At 66.4% G+C, this 15944-nt stretch carries 15 protein-coding genes; 10 read left to right on the top strand and 5 right to left on the bottom strand.

Translation table 11 applies throughout. The annotated features are described in order from the left end of the window. The first annotated feature begins 7 nt into the window (after positions 1-7). From mrdA to lipA, 8 genes are all read left to right on the top strand, one after another. Entirely contained in the window at positions 8-1906 is a 1899-nt protein-coding gene (mrdA, locus tag D3880_RS19530; protein ID WP_119895079.1) for a penicillin-binding protein 2, read from the top strand. A gap of 38 nt (positions 1907-1944) precedes the next feature. Continuing rightward, the gene (rodA, locus tag D3880_RS19525; protein ID WP_177412203.1) at positions 1945-3048 is read left to right on the top strand and encodes a rod shape-determining protein RodA; all 1104 of its coding nucleotides are present in this window, start codon (positions 1945-1947) and stop codon (positions 3046-3048) included. Positions 3049-3059: 11 nt separating this feature from the next. Continuing rightward, positions 3060-4070, top strand: a complete 1011-nt coding sequence (gene mltB / locus D3880_RS19520) for a lytic murein transglycosylase B (protein WP_119895077.1) — start codon at positions 3060-3062, stop codon at positions 4068-4070. Then, entirely contained in the window at positions 4070-5068 is a 999-nt protein-coding gene (locus tag D3880_RS19515; protein ID WP_119895076.1) for a septal ring lytic transglycosylase RlpA family protein, read from the top strand. The genes mltB and D3880_RS19515 overlap by 1 nt, the downstream gene beginning before the upstream one ends. A gap of 61 nt (positions 5069-5129) precedes the next feature. Next, positions 5130-6290 (top strand): D-alanyl-D-alanine carboxypeptidase family protein, encoded by a 1161-nt coding sequence (locus D3880_RS19510; protein WP_119895075.1) that lies wholly within the window; start codon positions 5130-5132, stop codon positions 6288-6290. Between the two features lie 91 nt (positions 6291-6381). After that, positions 6382-6660: a DUF493 domain-containing protein gene (locus D3880_RS19505; protein WP_119895074.1), complete on the top strand. Its 279-nt coding sequence runs from the start codon at positions 6382-6384 to the stop codon at positions 6658-6660. Continuing rightward, positions 6660-7313, top strand: coding sequence for a lipoyl(octanoyl) transferase LipB (lipB, locus tag D3880_RS19500; RefSeq protein ID WP_119895073.1), 654 nt, complete (start codon positions 6660-6662; stop codon positions 7311-7313). The genes D3880_RS19505 and lipB overlap by 1 nt, the downstream gene beginning before the upstream one ends. Then, on the top strand, positions 7313-8284 hold the full coding sequence (lipA, locus tag D3880_RS19495) for a lipoyl synthase (protein ID WP_119895072.1): 972 nt from the start codon (positions 7313-7315) through the stop codon (positions 8282-8284). Before lipB ends, lipA begins: the two co-directional genes overlap by 1 nt. Before the next feature lie 57 nt (positions 8285-8341). Here the strand turns inward: lipA and D3880_RS19490 are convergent, their stop codons facing one another. From D3880_RS19490 to leuS, 5 genes are all read right to left on the bottom strand, one after another. Beyond that, positions 8342-9649, bottom strand: coding sequence for a lytic murein transglycosylase (locus D3880_RS19490; protein WP_119895071.1), 1308 nt, complete (start codon positions 9647-9649; stop codon positions 8342-8344). A gap of 75 nt (positions 9650-9724) precedes the next feature. Next, positions 9725-9877 (bottom strand): alternative ribosome rescue factor ArfA, encoded by a 153-nt coding sequence (arfA, locus tag D3880_RS19485; RefSeq protein WP_119895070.1) that lies wholly within the window; start codon positions 9875-9877, stop codon positions 9725-9727. Positions 9878-9956: 79 nt separating this feature from the next. Further along, positions 9957-10994, bottom strand: coding sequence for a DNA polymerase III subunit delta (gene holA / locus D3880_RS19480; protein ID WP_119895069.1), 1038 nt, complete (start codon positions 10992-10994; stop codon positions 9957-9959). Between the two features lie 42 nt (positions 10995-11036). Next, complete coding sequence (locus D3880_RS19475) at positions 11037-11648, bottom strand: LPS-assembly lipoprotein LptE (RefSeq protein WP_119895068.1); 612 nt, start codon at positions 11646-11648, stop codon at positions 11037-11039. A 98-nt stretch (positions 11649-11746) separates the two neighbouring features. Then, positions 11747-14359, bottom strand: coding sequence for a leucine--tRNA ligase (leuS, locus tag D3880_RS19470; RefSeq protein WP_119895067.1), 2613 nt, complete (start codon positions 14357-14359; stop codon positions 11747-11749). 283 nt (positions 14360-14642) lie between these two features. On the opposite strand from leuS, the gene D3880_RS19465 reads away from it, so the two are divergent. Then, the gene (locus D3880_RS19465; protein WP_119895066.1) at positions 14643-15089 is read left to right on the top strand and encodes a hypothetical protein; all 447 of its coding nucleotides are present in this window, start codon (positions 14643-14645) and stop codon (positions 15087-15089) included. Between the two features lie 25 nt (positions 15090-15114). Next, positions 15115-15876, top strand: a complete 762-nt coding sequence (locus tag D3880_RS19460) for a YdcF family protein (RefSeq protein WP_119895065.1) — start codon at positions 15115-15117, stop codon at positions 15874-15876. The last annotated feature ends 68 nt before the right edge of the window (positions 15877-15944 follow it).

The raw sequence follows: 15944 nt of genomic DNA, 5'->3' as shown, positions 1-15944 counted from the left end.
GTCGCCGATGCCGCAGCCGATTCACCTCAAAGACCACGAGAAAGACGCCCGTCTGGTGCGCGCGCGGGTGATCGTCGGCGCCATCGCCGTGGGCCTGCTGACGGTCGTGCTGATCGCCCGCCAGTACTACCTGCAGGTGATCCAGTACGAGTACCACTCGACACTGTCGGAGAACAACCGCGTCCATGTCCAGCCGATTCCGCCGACCCGCGGGCTGATCTTCGACCGCAACGGCGTGGTGATTGCCGACAACCGCCCGAGCTTCAGCCTCAGCGTCACCCGCGAGCGCGCCGGCGACTGGCGCCAGGTGCTCGATGTGATAGTCGAAGTGCTGCAGCTGCCCCCGGAGGATCGCGCGCTGTTCGAGAAGCGCATGAAGCAGGGGCGGCGGCCGTTCGAGCCGGTGCCGATCCTGTTCGAGCTGTCCGAGGAGCAGATCGCCCGCGTCGCGGTCAATCAGTTCCGCCTGCCGGGGGTCGAGGTGGTCGCCCAATTGGTGCGCCATTACCCGCAGGGCGAGCACTTCGCCCACTCGGTCGGCTATGTCGGGCGGATCAACGAAGCGGAGCTCAAGGTCCTCGATCCGGTCAACTACAGCGGCACCCACCATATCGGCAAGACCGGTATCGAGCGCTTCTACGAGGACCAGTTGCACGGCAAGGTCGGTTACGAGGAAGTGGAAACCAACGCCCGCGGCCGCGTGCTGCGGGTGCTCAAGCGCACCGACCCGATTCCCGGCGACGACCTGGTCCTGGGCCTCGACGTCCAGCTGCAGGGGGCCGCCGAACAGGCCCTCGGCGGCCGCCGCGGCGCGGTGGTGGCGCTCGATCCGAACAGCGGCGAAGTGCTGGCGATGGTCAGCCAGCCGAGCTTCGACCCCAATCTGTTCGTCACCGGCATCAGCTTCAAGGCCTATTCCGGGTTGCGCGATTCCATCGACCGGCCACTGTTCAACCGGGTGTTGCGCGGTCTTTACCCGCCGGGCTCGACGGTCAAGCCGATGGTGGCGATCTCCGGCCTGGATGCCGGGGTGGTGACCCCGGCCTCGCGGGTGTTCGATCCGGGCTTCTATCAGCTGCCCAATTACGAGCACAAGTACCGCAACTGGAACCGCACCGGCGATGGCTGGGTGAATCTGGAAATGGCCATCATGCGTTCCAACGACACCTACTTTTACGACCTCGCGCACAAGATGGGCATCGACCGCCTGCATAGCTACATGAGCCGTTTCGGCTTCGGCCAGCGGGTGTCGCTGGACATGTTCGAGGAATCCGCCGGCTTGATGCCGTCGCGCGACTGGAAGCGCGGCCGCTATCGCCAGCCCTGGTTCCCCGGCGAGACGCTGATTCTCGGTATCGGCCAGGGCTACATGCAGGCCACGCCGCTGCAGCTGGCGCAGGCCACCGCGCTGGTGGCCAACCACGGCAAGTGGATTCGCCCGCACCTGGCCAAGACCATCGAAGGCCAGCCGCCGGTCGACCCCAATCCGCTGCCGGACATCATCCTGCATGATCCGAAATTCTGGGATTACGGCCGCAACGGCATGGAACAGGTGATGCACGGCGCCCGCGGCACCGCGCGCAAGGTCGGCGACTCGGCGGTCTACCGGATCGCCGGCAAGAGCGGTACCGCACAGGTGGTGGCGATCAAGCAGGGCGAGAAGTACGACCGCTCCAAGGTGCAGGAACGCCATCGCGACCATGCGCTGTTCATCGGCTTCGCGCCGGCGGACAACCCGAAAATCGCCGTCGCGGTGATGGTCGAGAACGGCGAGTCCGGCTCCGGGGTCGCCGCGCCGGTGGTCAAGCAGGTGATGGACGCCTGGCTGCTCGGCACGGACGGCCAGCTGAAACCCGAATACCGCCTGCCGCAGCCGGACGCCGACAATATGAGTGCCAGCCGATGAACAGCAACTTCGACCGCACCCTGTCCAGCGAGGACGTGCTGCGCCGCCGCTCGAGCCTGCTGCAACGCCTGCACATCGACGGCCCGCTGTTGCTGCTGCTGTTGATCCTCGCCGCCGGCAGCCTGTTCGTGTTGTATTCGGCCAGCGGCAAGAACTGGGACCTGCTGATCAAGCAGGCCTCGTCCTTCGGCCTCGGCATCCTCGGCATGATCGTCATCGCCCAGTTCGAGCCGCGCTTCCTGGCGCGCTGGGTGCCGCTCGGCTATGTGATCGGCGTCGGCCTGCTGGTGGTGGTCGAGGTGATGGGCCACAACGCCATGGGCGCCACGCGCTGGATCAACATCCCCGGGGTGATTCGCTTCCAGCCCGCCGAATTCATGAAGATCCTCATGCCGGCGACCATCGCCTGGTACCTGGCCAAGCGCAGCCTGCCGCCGAAGCTCAGGCACGTTGCGCTGTGTCTGGCGCTGATCGTCGTGCCGTTCGCGCTGATCGTGCGTCAGCCCGACCTCGGCACCGCGTTGCTGATCCTCGCCTCCGGGATGTTCGTGTTGTTCATCGGTGGCCTGCAGTGGCGCTGGATTCTCGGCGCGGTGGCGGCGGTGGTGCCGGTGGCGGTGGCCATGTGGTTCTTCGTCATGCACGCGTACCAGAAGCAGCGGGTGCTGACCTTCCTCGATCCGGAGAGCGATCCGCTGGGCACCGGCTGGAACATCATCCAGTCGAAGGCGGCGATCGGCTCCGGCGGCGTGTTCGGCAAGGGCTGGCTGCTCGGCACCCAGTCGCACCTGGATTTTTTGCCGGAAAGCCATACGGACTTTATCATTGCGGTGCTCGGCGAAGAGTTCGGCCTGGTCGGTATCTGTTTGTTGCTGCTGGTTTATTTGCTCTTGATCGGGCGTGGCCTGGCGATCACAGTGCAGGCCCAGACACTGTTCGGTAAGCTGTTGGCCGGCAGTCTGACGATGACCTTCTTCGTCTATGTATTCGTGAACATCGGCATGGTCAGTGGCCTGTTGCCGGTGGTGGGGGTGCCCTTGCCCTTTATTAGTTACGGCGGAACTCACCTGGTGACGCTGCTGTCAGGGTTTGGGCTTTTAATGGCGATCCACACGCACCGTAAATGGATCGCTCAGGTTTGATGGGGAATTTAATGCGAGTACTGCGGCGTTGGGCTGCTCGAAGTGCACATTGGGTCGGCTTCGCGGGCATGATCGGGTTGGCTCAGCCGCTGCTGGCGGCCGATTATGAGGGCTCGCCGCAGGTCGCCGAGTTCGTCGCCGAGATGACCCGCGATTATGGTTTTGCCGGCGAACAGCTGATCAGCCTGTTCAATGAGGTCGAGCGCAAGCAGAGCATTCTCGATGCCATCTCGCGCCCGGCCGAGCGGGTCAAGCCGTGGAAGGACTACCGGCCGATCTTCATCACCGACAAGCGCATCGCCAATGGCGTGGCGTTCTGGCGCGAACACGAGGCCAGCCTGGCCCGCGCCGAGCGCGAGTACGGGGTGCCGGCGCAGGTCATCGTCGCCATCATCGGCGTGGAGACCTTCTACGGCGGCAATACCGGCGGCTTCCGGGTGATAGACGCGCTGTCGACCCTGGGCTTCGACTATCCGCCGCGCGCCGAGTTCTTCCGCAAGGAACTCAAGCAGTTCCTCCTCCTGGCCCGCGAGCAGCAGGTCGATCCGCTGACGCTGAAGGGTTCCTACGCCGGCGCCATGGGCCTGCCGCAATTCATGCCGAGCAGCTTCCGCGCCTACGCGGTGGACTTCGACGGCGATGGCCACATCAACATCTGGAGCGATCCGGACGATGCCATCGGCAGCGTCGCCAGCTACTTCAAGCGCCATGGCTGGGTGACCGGCGAGCCAGTGGTCAGTACCGCCAAGGTCAGCGGCGAGCAGGCCGATTCGGGCCTGAGCCCGGGCCTGGATCCGCTGAAGACGGTCGGCGAGCTGCGCGCCCTCGGCTGGGCCAGCCATGAAGCGCTGCGCGATGAGCTGGCGGTCACCGCCTTCCGTCTGGAAGGTGAGGCCGGGGCGGAGTACTGGCTGGGTTTGCCGAACTTTTATGTAATCACTCGTTATAATCGCAGCGCGATGTACGCCATGGCGGTCTATCAACTGTCCGAGGCACTGGTGAAAGCACGGAGCAGCAAGTGATGCAAGCATTGCCGACCCGATTGGCGGCTTACGGCGCCCTGGCGCTGCTGCTGGCCAGCTGCTCGACCAGCCAGGCGCCGCAGCCGCTGCCGGCGGGCGGCGGGCTGTCCGGTCCGGTCGATTACAACCGCCCGCACCGGGACGGCGCGCCCTGGTGGGAGGTCGACGTGTCACGGATTCCCGATGCCGTGCCGATGCCGCATTACGGCGCCTACAAGGCCAACGCCTACACCGTGTTGGGGCAGACTTACTACCCGCTGAACGACGCGCGCAGCTACAAGGCGGTCGGCACCGCCTCCTGGTACGGCACCAAGTTCCACGGCCAGGCCACCGCCAACGGCGAGAAATACGACCTCTACGGCATGAGTGCGGCGCACAAGACGTTGCCGCTGCCCAGTTACGTGCGGGTCACCAACTTGGACAATGGCAAGAGCGTGATCCTGCGGGTCAACGACCGCGGGCCGTTCTATTCCGACCGCATCATCGACCTGTCCTTCGCCGCGGCGAAGAAGCTCGGTTACGCCGAAGTCGGCACCGCGCGGGTCAAGGTCGAGGGCATCGATCCACATCAGTGGTGGGCCCAGCAGGGCAAGCCGGTGCCGATGGTGCTGGCACAGCCGCAGCGGGTTCAGGTGCAGCCGCAGCCGGTGGCGCAGGTCGCCAGCGCGCCGATCGAGCAGTACACGCCGCCGCCGCAGCAGCATGCCGCGGCCGTCGTGCCGGTGCAGATCGACGCAAAAAAAAACGCTTCAGTCGGAGCCTCTGGCCTGTATCTCCAAGTGGCAGCCTTCGCCAATCCGGACGCTGCCGAGCTCCTCAAGGCCAAGCTGAGCGGGACGGTGAGTGCGCCGGTGTTTATCAGCTCGGTGGTGCGCAACCAGCAAATCCTGCATCGGGTGCGCCTGGGGCCGATCGGCACTCAGGATGAGGCCCTGCAACTTCAAGACAGTGTGCGACTGGCCAAGCTCGGCCAGCCGACCTTGGTCAAGCCGGAGTGACGGCTGACCCGACCTTGCCCGCCTGGGCACGCTTTTACATTTGAGAATCACAGAGAGACGGATGAACATCACCACCTTTGCCAAACGCCTGCTGCTGCCAGCCTTGTTGATCCTCACGCCCACCGCCTGGGCTGCCGAGCAGGCGATGCCGGCGGCGCCGCAGTTGGCGGCCAAAGCCTATGTGCTGATGGATGCCGCCAGCGGCAACGTGCTGGTGGAAAACAACGGTGACCAACGTCTGCCGCCGGCCAGCCTGACCAAGCTGATGACCGCCTACATCGCCACCCTGGAAATCCGCAAGGGCCAGATCGGCGAGAGCGACCAGGTCACCGTCAGCGAGCACGCCTGGCGCACCGGCGGCTCACGCATGTTCATCCAGGTCGGCACCCAGGTGACCCTCGGCGATCTGCTGCACGGCATCATCATCCAGTCCGGCAACGACGCCAGCGTCGCGGTCGCCGAGCACATCGCCGGCAGCGAAGATGCCTTCGCCGACATGATGAACACCACCGCGGGCACCCTCGGCATGGCCGGCAGCCACTTCATGAACGCCACCGGCCTGCCGGACCCGGAGCACTACTCCACGGCCCACGACATGGCCCGTCTGGCCCGCGCGATCATCTATGAAGATCCGGCGCACTACGCCATCTATTCGCAGAAAGAGTTCCTCTGGAACAACATCAAGCAGCCCAACCGCAACCTGCTGCTGTGGCGTGACAAGACCGTCGACGGCCTGAAGACCGGGCACACCGACGAGGCCGGTTACTGCCTGGTGGCGTCGGCCGTGCGTGACAACATGCGCCTGATCGCCGTGGTCTTCGGCACCAACAGCGAACAAGCGCGCGCCGCCGAAACCCAGAAGCTGCTGACCTACGGCTTCCGCTTCTTCGAAACCCGCACCTTCTACCAGAAAGGCACCGAACTGGCGCAAGCGCCGGTGTGGAAGGGCGCCGAGCGGCAGATCAAGGCCGGCCTGGCCGAGGACCTGACCCTGAGCATGCCCAAGGGCCAGCTGAAGAACCTGGCGGCCAGCATGAGCATGAACCCGCAACTGATCGCGCCGATCAAGCAGGGCGACGTGATCGGCAAGGTCGAGGTCAAGATGGGCGACCAAGTGGTCAAGAGCGCCGACCTGATTGCGCTGCAGAACGTCGACGAGGGTGGCCTGTTCCGTCGTCTGTGGGATAGCATCCGCCTGTTCTTCTACGGCCTGTTCAACTGAAGTCTGTTCACCCGAGTTGCTGACTAGCGCCCCCCTGGCCTCCAAAAGCGGCCGGAGGGGTACTGGCTCCGCGGATCACGAGTTCGCCGCCATGACCGATACCGATATCCAAAACATCACCATCGAATTCCCCTGCGAGCGCTACCCGATCAAGGTGATCGGTGACGCCGGCGAAGGTTTCGTCGCGCTGGTCATCGAGATCCTCCAGCGCCATGCGCCGGACCTCGATACTGGCACCCTGGTGCTGCGCGACAGCCGCAATGGCCGCTACCAGACCGTGCAGCTGTTGATCACCGCCACCGGCATCGAACAGCTGGAAGCCCTGAACAGCGACCTGCGCGCCACCGGCCGCGTGCACATGGTGCTTTGATGAGCGGCCTGGTGCTGGGCTTTCGCGAGCTCGGCCTGGTGCCTTACGAGCCGACCTGGCAGGCGATGCAGCGATTCACCAGCCAGCGCGGAGCGGATACCCCGGACGAGGTCTGGTTGTTGCAGCACCTGCCGGTGTTTACCCAGGGCCAGGCCGGCAAGGCCGAGCACCTGCTGTTTCCCGGAGATATTCCGGTGGTGCAGGTCGATCGTGGCGGCCAAGTGACCTACCATGGTCCCGGCCAGCTGGTCGCTTACCTGCTGCTGGATGTGCGCCGCGGCGGCCTCGGCGTGCGCGAGCTGGTCAGCCGCATCGAGCGCAGCATCATCGCCACGCTGGCCGACTACGGCGTCACGGCGCTGGCCAAGGCCGATGCGCCGGGTGTGTATGTGGACGGGGCGAAGATCGCCTCACTCGGCCTGCGCATCCGCAACGGTCGCTCCTTCCATGGCCTGGCCCTGAACGTGGACATGGACCTGGAACCCTTTCGGCGCATCAACCCCTGCGGGTATGCGGACATGGCCATGACCCAGTTGCGCGATCTGGTCGGGCCGAGAGAGATCGCCGAGGTGAGTGCCCGACTGCGTGCGCAGCTTGTCCACCACCTCGATTACGCTGAACAGAAGACCCTCGCGGGCGGACTCGAATACTGATGAGTACTGTGGAAAGCGCCGGCAAACCGGCCAAAGTGGAAGCCGGCGTCAAGCTGCGCGGGGCCGAGAAGGTCGCGCGCATTCCGGTGAAGATCCTGCCCACCGAAGAGCTGCCGAAGAAGCCGGACTGGATCCGCGTGCGCATTCCGGTGTCCCCGGAGGTCGACCGCATCAAGCAGCTGCTGCGTAAGCACAAGCTGCACAGCGTCTGCGAGGAAGCCTCCTGCCCGAACCTCGGTGAATGCTTCTCCGGCGGTACGGCCACCTTCATGATCATGGGCGACATCTGCACCCGCCGTTGCCCGTTCTGCGACGTCGGCCACGGCCGGCCGAAGCCGCTGGATCTGGACGAGCCGAAGAACCTCGCGGTGGCCATCGCCGACCTGCGCCTGAAGTACGTGGTGATTACCTCGGTGGACCGCGACGACCTGCGCGACGGCGGCGCCCAGCACTTCGTCGACTGCCTGCGCGAGATCCGCAAGCTGTCGCCGGGCGTCCAGCTGGAAACCCTGGTGCCGGACTACCGCGGGCGCATGGACGTGGCCCTGGCGATCACCGAGCAGGAGCCGCCGGATGTGTTCAACCACAATCTGGAAACCGTGCCGCGCCTGTACAAGGCCGCGCGCCCGGGTTCGGACTTCGAGTGGTCGCTGGACCTGCTGGAGAACTTCAAGAAGCGCGTGCCGCACGTGCCGACCAAGTCCGGCTTGATGCTCGGCCTCGGCGAGACCGACGAGGAAGTCATCGAGGTCATGCAGCGCATGCGCGAGCACGACATCGACATGCTCACCCTCGGCCAGTACCTGCAGCCGTCGCGTAGCCACCTGCCGGTGCAGCGCTTCGTCCATCCGGACACCTTCGCCTGGTTCGCCGAGGAAGGCGCGAAGATGGGCTTCAAGCACGTCGCCTCCGGGCCGCTGGTGCGTTCCTCCTACCATGCCGACCAGCAGGCGCATGGCGTCAAAAGCTGAGGCATGGCGGCAATAAAAAAGGGCGACCCGCGGGCCGCCCTTTTTATTGCCGATCGATCAGCGCTTGGCGCGCAGTTGCTCGAGCAATTCCAGGCTCGGGTAGCCGTCGGCGGGTTCGCCGAGGCGCTGCTGAAGGGCACGCACGGCCTTGCGCGTGTTGGCGCCGATGATACCGTCGGCGGCGCCGGGCTCGAAGCCCTGCTGGCTCAGGCGTTCCTGCAGTTCGATGCGCTCGCTGCGGCCCAGTTGGCGGTCGTCGCGCGGCCAGGCGGCCTGCACTTGGCCGCTGCCGCCGCGCAAGCCGTCGGACAGCAGGCCGACCGCCAGGGCGTAGGATGAGGAGTTGTTGTAGCGCAGGATGCTGCGGAAGTTGTTCAGCAGGAGGAAGGCCGGGCCGCGGTGGCCGGCGGGCAGCAGCAGGGTGGCGGATTCACCGGCCGACGTCGGCGCGAGGGCGCCGCCGAGCGGCTTGACCCCCAGTGCGGCCCATTCGGCCAGGCTGCGGCGGTTGTCGGGATCGGCCAGGCTGTAGTCGAAGCCGCTCGGCAGGCGCACCTCGAACCCCCAGGGCTGGCCGGCTTGCCAGCCGGAATTGCTCAGGTAGTGGGCGGCGGAAGCCAGGGCATCGGCCGAGGAGTTCCACAGGTCGCGGCGGCCGTCGCCGTCGAAGTCCACCGCGTGCTGGTTGTAGGTGGTCGGCATGAACTGGGTCTGGCCCATGGCGCCAGCCCAGGAGCCGATCAGCCGCTCGGGGTTGATATCGCCATGCTGGAGGATCTGCAGGGCGGCCAGCAGCTGTTCGCGCCAGAACGCCTGGCGGCGGCCTTCGTAGGCCAGGGTGGCGAGCGAACGGATCACGTTGTGGTTGCCGATGTGGCTGCCGAAGGCGCTTTCCATGCCCCAGATCGCCACCAGCACTTCTTCCGGCACGCCATAGCGCTGCTGGATCTGCATGAAGGTGTTCTGGTTCTGCGCGATCAGCGCCTGGCCACGGGCAATACGGGCCGGCGACACGGCGCTGTCGAGGTATGCCCACACCGGGCGGGTGAATTCCGGCTGGCTGCTATCGGCGGCGACCACCGACGGGTCGAGGGTGACGCCGGCAAAGGCGCGGTCGAACAGGCTGGCGCTGATGCCGGCGCGCACGGCTTCCTGGCGCAACTGGTCGCGCCAGGCGGCAAAGCTCTGGGCCGGAAGCGGGGCGGTCGGTTGGAGGCTGGCCTGCGGCTTGCTCTGGGCGCTGGCGTTGGCCGAAGCAGTCGGTGGGATGACGGTCTGGGCCGGCGCTTCGGCGCAGGCGGCGAGCAAACTCAGGGGCAGGCTCAGGGCGGCGCAGCTCAGGCCGCGCAAGGGCTGTTTCAGCATGAAGAAATCTCACAGCGTTGTTGCCAGCGGCCACCTTACCACGGCGGGCTGGAGCTGCGGCCGCCGCACGGCGCTTCAGGCCGCCAGAAGCGACGAAGCCTCCCAGTGGGAGGCTTCGCGGTGGTAGCTGCCTTTGCCTTTTTTCGCGCGCTGCTGGCGACAGCGAAACAGTGGTTGGGCGATCAGGGCTTTGGCCTTGTTCGGGCCGTGGGCGGATTTCTTCGCCATGGACATTCCTCATGCGGAGCCAGCGGGGCGCCGGCGCGCGGATCATCGGCCGGGCGGGCGGAAAAGTCCAGGGCGGGGTCTAGGCGTTGGGCAGCGTCAGGCGCTTGCCGGCCAGCAGCAGGGTCAAGCGGCTGAGGCTGGTCCAGGGATCGCCGGCGGCCTGGCCCTTGATTTGCGCGTCGATCTGCTGGGCGTCCTGCAGCAGTTGCCCCCAGCGCGCGGCGCTGTGGCGTTGCAGGGCCTTGCCGAGGAGTGGCCGGCGCTTGTCCCAGACCGGCGGGCGTGCGGCGGCGAAGGCCTTGTCCAGTGGCACGCCTTGGCCATGCTGCTGGGCCAGGCCGGCCAGCAGGCGCAACTCGCGGGCCAGGGCCCAGAGGATCACCGCGGTTTCCACCCCTTCGCCGCGCAATCCTTCGAGGGTGCGCAGGGCGTGGGCGGCCTCGCCGTTGAGGGCCGCGTCGATCAGGCCGAACACATCGAAGCGGGCGCTGTCGGCGACCACCGCCTGGACCGTGCTGGCGTCGATCTGGCCGCCTTCGGCGAGCAGCTTGAGCTTCTCGATCTCCTGGGCGGCGGCCAGCAGGTTACCCTCGACCCGCGCGGCGATCAGCTCGACGGCCTCCTGAGTGGCGGCCAGGCCGGCCTGGGCCAGACGCTGGCGGATCCACTGCGGCAGTTGCGCGACCTCGATCGGCCAGACCTGCACGAACTGCGTCTGCGGCCCCTCGATCAGTGCCTTGGCCCACTTGGTCTTCTGCGCGCTGCCATCGAGCTTCGGCAGGCTGATCAGCAGCAGGGTGTCTTCCGGCGGCCGCGCCAGGTATTCCAGCAGGGCGGCGGTGCCCTTGTCGCCGGGCTTGCCATTGGGGATGCGCAGTTCCAGCAGGCGTTTCTCGGCGAACAGCGAGAGGCTGGCGCCGGCCTCGTAGAGCAGGCCCCAATCGAAGTTGGCTTCGGCGTTGAAGACCTGGCGCTCACTGAAGCCCTGACTGCGGCAGGCGGCGCGGATGGCGTCGGCGGCCTCCTGGCACAGCAGCGGTTCGTCGCCGCTGACCACATAGACCGGGGCCAGGCTGGCTTGCAGGTGTTTGCCGAGTTGCGCGGGATTGAGCTTCATGGCGAAGAGGCGAACGGGGCCGCGCTGGCGGCCCCGGATGGCTTACTGCAGCTTGATCGGCAGTTGCAGCGGCGATTGCTGCGGCTGCTCGGCCTGAGCCTTGCGCGCGGCTTCCACGGCCTCGGCTTCTGCCTGGGCCTTGGCTGCGGCGGTCGCCTGCAGCTGATCGAGCTGGGCCGGGGTGACCTGTTGCAGGCGCTGGGCCAGCTGCTGCACCAGGTCGCGGCGCATTTCCTCGCGCAGCTGAGCGGCTTCCTGGCCGGAGCCGACCAGGTTGTTGTCGTCCTGCACGTAGACCTTCTGCACTTCCAGCTTGTCGTTGCTCAGCAGCAGGTCGTTGACACCGCGCAGTTCGTAGTCGAGCGCCAGACTGAGCTCATATTCGGCGCTGCGGGCGTTGCTGGTGTAGCTGACGGCGCGCTGGGTTTCGCCTTCGCGGGCCAGCACCAGGGTGTAGGGCGCCCCGGCAGAGACCTTGACGTCGTTGTCCTCCAGCACCTCGCGCACCAGTTTGACGGTGCTGCCATAGGCATTGCGGGCGGTGACGTTGAGTTCGGTGAGGGCGAACTGGGTGTCGCCGGTGCCGCGCAGTTGGAAGCCGCACGCGCTGAGCAGGGCGGCCAGGCCCACTACCATCAGATTCCGTTTGAGCATGGTGTTATCCCCTTATCCATGTGGGTCGCTGCCGGCTGGCGGCCGCGACACCTGAAGCGCTTCTCTGCAGCGGCGGCGAGGCCGGCTGCAGAGGGTAATCAACTGGCGACTATGTTGACCAGCTTGCCAGGTACGACGATGACCTTGCGGATCGTCAGGCCGCCGGTGAAGCGCAGCACGCCTTCGTTCTGCCGCGCCGCCGCCTCGACTTCCTCGCGCGAGGCATTGGCCGCCACTTCGATCTGGCCACGCAGCTTGCCGTTGACCTGGATGACCAGTTGCAGGCTGTCCTGCACCAGGGCGCTGGCATCGACCGCCGGCCAGGGTGCATCGATGACCGCATTGCTATGGCCGAGGCGCTGCCACAGCTCATGGCTGATGTGCGGGGTGATCGGTGCGAGCAGCAGGGTCACGGCTTCCAGACCTTCCTGCAGCAGCGCGCGGTCCTGGGCGCTGGCGGTGGGCGCCTTCTCCAGCACGTTCATCAGGGTCATCACCTGGGCGATGGCGGTGTTGAACTTGTGGAACTGGCCGACATCGGTGCTGGCCTGTTTGATCGCCAGGTGGATGGCGCGGCGCACCTCCTTCTGCGTATCGCTCAGCGCAGCCTTGTTCAGCACGCCCGGCAGGCCGGCGCTGACGTGGCTGTGGGCCAGGCGCCAGACGCGGCGGAGGAAGCGGCTGGCGCCCTCAACCCCGGAGTCGGACCATTCCAGGCTCATGTCTGGCGGCGAGGCGAACATCATGAACAGGCGGCAGGTGTCGGCGCCGTAGGCGTCGATCATCGATTGCGGGTCGACGCCGTTGTTCAGCGACTTGGACATCTTCTGGGTGCCGCCGATTTCCACCGGCAGGCCGTCGCTGATCAGCTTGGCGCTGATGTGTTTGCCCTTGGCGTCGCGCTCGACTTCGACGTCGTCCGGGTTGAAGTAGTCCTTACCGCCGTTATCCAGCATGCGGTAGTAGGTCTCGGCGACCACCATGCCCTGGGTCAGCAGGTTCTTGAACGGCTCATTGGATGACACCAGGCCTTCGTCGCGCATCAGCTTATGGAAGAAGCGCGCGTAGAGCAGATGGAGGATGGCGTGTTCGATGCCGCCGATGTACTGGTCCACCGGCAGCCAGTGGTTGGCCGCGGCCGGGTCGACCAAGCCGCCGCTGTATTGCGGCGAGGCGTAGCGCGCGTAGTACCAGGACGACTCGACGAAGGTGTCCATGGTGTCGGTTTCGCGCTTGGCCGCGCCGCCGCATTTCGGGCACTGACACTGGTAGAACTCCGGCATGCGCGCCAGCGGCGAACCGGCGCCGTCCGGCACCACGTCTTCCGGCAACACCACCGGCAGCTGCTCGTCCGGTACCGGCACGTCGCCACAGCTGTCGCAATGGATGATCGGGATCGGGCAGCCCCAGTAGCGCTGGCGGCTGATGCCCCAGTCGCGCAGGCGGAACTGGGTCTTGCGCGCGCCGTGGGCGCTGGCTTCCAGGTCGGCGACTATGGCGTCGAAGGCGGCAGTGAAGTCGAGGCCGTCGTACTTGCCGGAGTTGACGGTGGTCAGGCCGTCCTTGTCGCCGTACCAGGCTTGCCACTGGCTGGCGTCGTAGGCCTTGTCCGCGGCGGCGTAGACCTGGGTGACCGGCAGGCCGTACTTGTGGGCGAACTCGAAGTCGCGCTCGTCATGGGCCGGCACGGCCATCACCGCGCCTTCGCCGTAGCCCCACAGCACGTAGTTGGCGACGAACACCGGCAGCTTGTCGCCGCTCAGCGGATGGATCACGTACTCGCCGGTGGCGATGCCCTTCTTCTCCATGGTGGCCATGTCGGCCTCGGCCACGGAGCCGGCCTTGCATGCGGCGATAAAGGCGGCGATCTCGGGGTTCTTCGCGGCGGCGCGCTGGGCCAGCGGGTGCTCGGCGGCGACAGCGACGTAGGTGGCGCCCATCAGGGTGTCCGGGCGGGTCGAGTAGACCTTCAGCTGGCCTTCGATACCGACGCTGGCGACGTCGTAGTCGAATATTATGTCGGCGCCGAAGCTCTTGCCGATCCAGTTGCGCTGCATGGTCTTGACCTGCTCCGGCCAGCCATCCAGCTCGTCCAGGCTACTCAGCAGCTCATCCGCGTAGGCGGTGATCTTGAAGTAGTACATGGGGATTTCGCGCTTCTCGATCAGCGCGCCGGAACGCCAGCCGCGACCGTCGATGACCTGCTCGTTGGCCAGCACGGTCTGGTCCACCGGGTCCCAGTTGACGGTACCGTTCTTGCGGTAGATCACGCCCTTCTCGAACAGCTTGGTGAACAGCCACTGTTCCCAGCGGTAGTAGTCCGGCTTGCAGGTGGTGACTTCGCGGGTCCAGTCGACGGCCAGGCCCAGCGATTTCAGCTGGGTCTTCATGTAAGCGATGTTTTCGTAGGTCCACTTGGCCGGCGCGACCTTGTTCTTCATCGCGGCGTTTTCCGCCGGCATGCCGAAGGCGTCCCAGCCCATCGGCTGTAGCACGTTCTTGCCCTGCATGCGCTGGTAGCGGGCGATCACGTCACCGATGGTGTAGTTGCGCACGTGGCCCATGTGCAGCTTGCCGCTCGGGTAGGGGAACATCGACAGGCAATAGAAGGTGTCCTTGCCTGGCTGTTCGCTGACGACAAAGGATTTCTGCGTATCCCAGTGGGTTTGGGCGGCGGCTTCGATTTCGCGGGGCTGATACTGTTCGTGCATGGTTACTGGCGCTGAAAAAGAGGATTCATTCCGTTGCAGCTCGGGCCTGTGGCGGGACGCGTGTCCGGCACGCGGGCCGCTGGCCGTTTCGGGCGTGAGGCCGAGCTGCGGGTGGAATTGCAGGAAGCGCCGTAGCATACATGACCCCCCTTGGTGGAGGGAAACCCTGATTGCTCGTGGCTCCGGCCGGCGCCGCCGTTGGTCGCGGCACATCGCCGTGCGGGAGGTGGACGCTAAGCTTTCAACAGGGGCGGTTCGACTTCGCCCCGCGTGAGGTGGGTGGATGGCTGAGTTGCGGCGAGCGGATGCGGGAGGCGGCCTGTACGAGCGGCTGTTGCAACGTCTCGCGCTGGCCCTGGACGAGGCCGATACCGCGGTGCGCCTGCGTGACGAGGTGCCCCGGGAGCTGGAGTTGCGCGGCCTGAGCCCGGCCGAGGTGGAACTGATCCAGGCCTATATGGCCCACGACTTGCGCTGGCTGAGCGGCTGGCACGCCGCGGCGGAGGAGTTGGCGCTGCTCGAGCGCAAGCCCCTACGTCCGCCCCGGCCGGCCAGTAATGGCAGTCGCCCGACCATCCGCGTGCCGGGGCGGGCCAAACCGCTGCTCAAGAGGCGTCAAGGCCTGTGCTGTGCCCTGTGCGGTACGCCGGCCGACTGGCAGCCCGGACAGGGGATTCGCGGCTGCTTGGCCTGCGGCTCGCAGCTTTTCCGCGCGAGCAAACCCCGCTAGGCTGCGGACACTCAGGGGGTGTCCGATGCCGATTCGCTATATCTTCAAGCAACTGCTGCTGCCGCCGGGCCTGCTGCTGGTCCTGCTATTGGCGGCCTGGTGGTTGCGCCGACGCTTTCCGCGGCTGGCGAGCGCTTGCTTCGTCCTCGGCTGCGGCGGCTTGTGGCTGATGAGTCTGCCGATCATGGTCGAATGGTCGGCGCGTGTCCTGGAAACCGAACCGCCGCTGGCCGAAGCGCAGTGGGGCGGTCTGGCGCAACAGGCCGATGCCATTGTCGTGCTCGGCTCCGGACGCGAGCGGGCCGATCCGGCCTGGGGCGGCGATCAGCCGGGTGTGATGGCCATCGAGCGGCTGCGCTATGCCGCGCGCCTGGCCAGGGCCAGCGGTCTGCCGCTGCTGACCAGCGGCGGCCTGCACTACGGCGAGCCGCCCAGCGAGGCGGCGTTGATGGCCGATACGCTGGCCCGCGACTTTGCCGTGAGTGTGCGCTGGCAGGAGGGGCGGAGCCGGACGACCTGGGAAAACGCGCGCTACAGCGCTGAACTCTTGCAAAAGCAGGGCATCCGCCGAGTGCTGCTGGTGACCCAGGCCAACCATATGCCGCGGGCGCGCTGGTGCTTCGAGCGGGCCGGCTTCGAGGTGGTCGCCGCGCCGTTCGGCTACCTCGGCGTGGCCAACGGCCGCCCCGCCGGCGGTTGGCTGCCGGAAAACAAGGCGGTGTGGCAGAGCGGCATGCTGCTCAACGAGGTGCTGGGGCTGCTGGTCTATCCCTTGGCCTATGAGTGAGGCGAGTCCCAGGTAGGGTGGATGGCGTTTTTTCCATCCACCGATGGGTGTGTCAGGTGGATCGGTGA

It is taken from the genome of Pseudomonas cavernae (assembly GCF_003595175.1).
Lineage (GTDB): Bacteria > Pseudomonadota > Gammaproteobacteria > Pseudomonadales > Pseudomonadaceae > Aquipseudomonas > Aquipseudomonas cavernae.
This window is presented reverse-complemented; position numbering and strand designations above follow the sequence as displayed.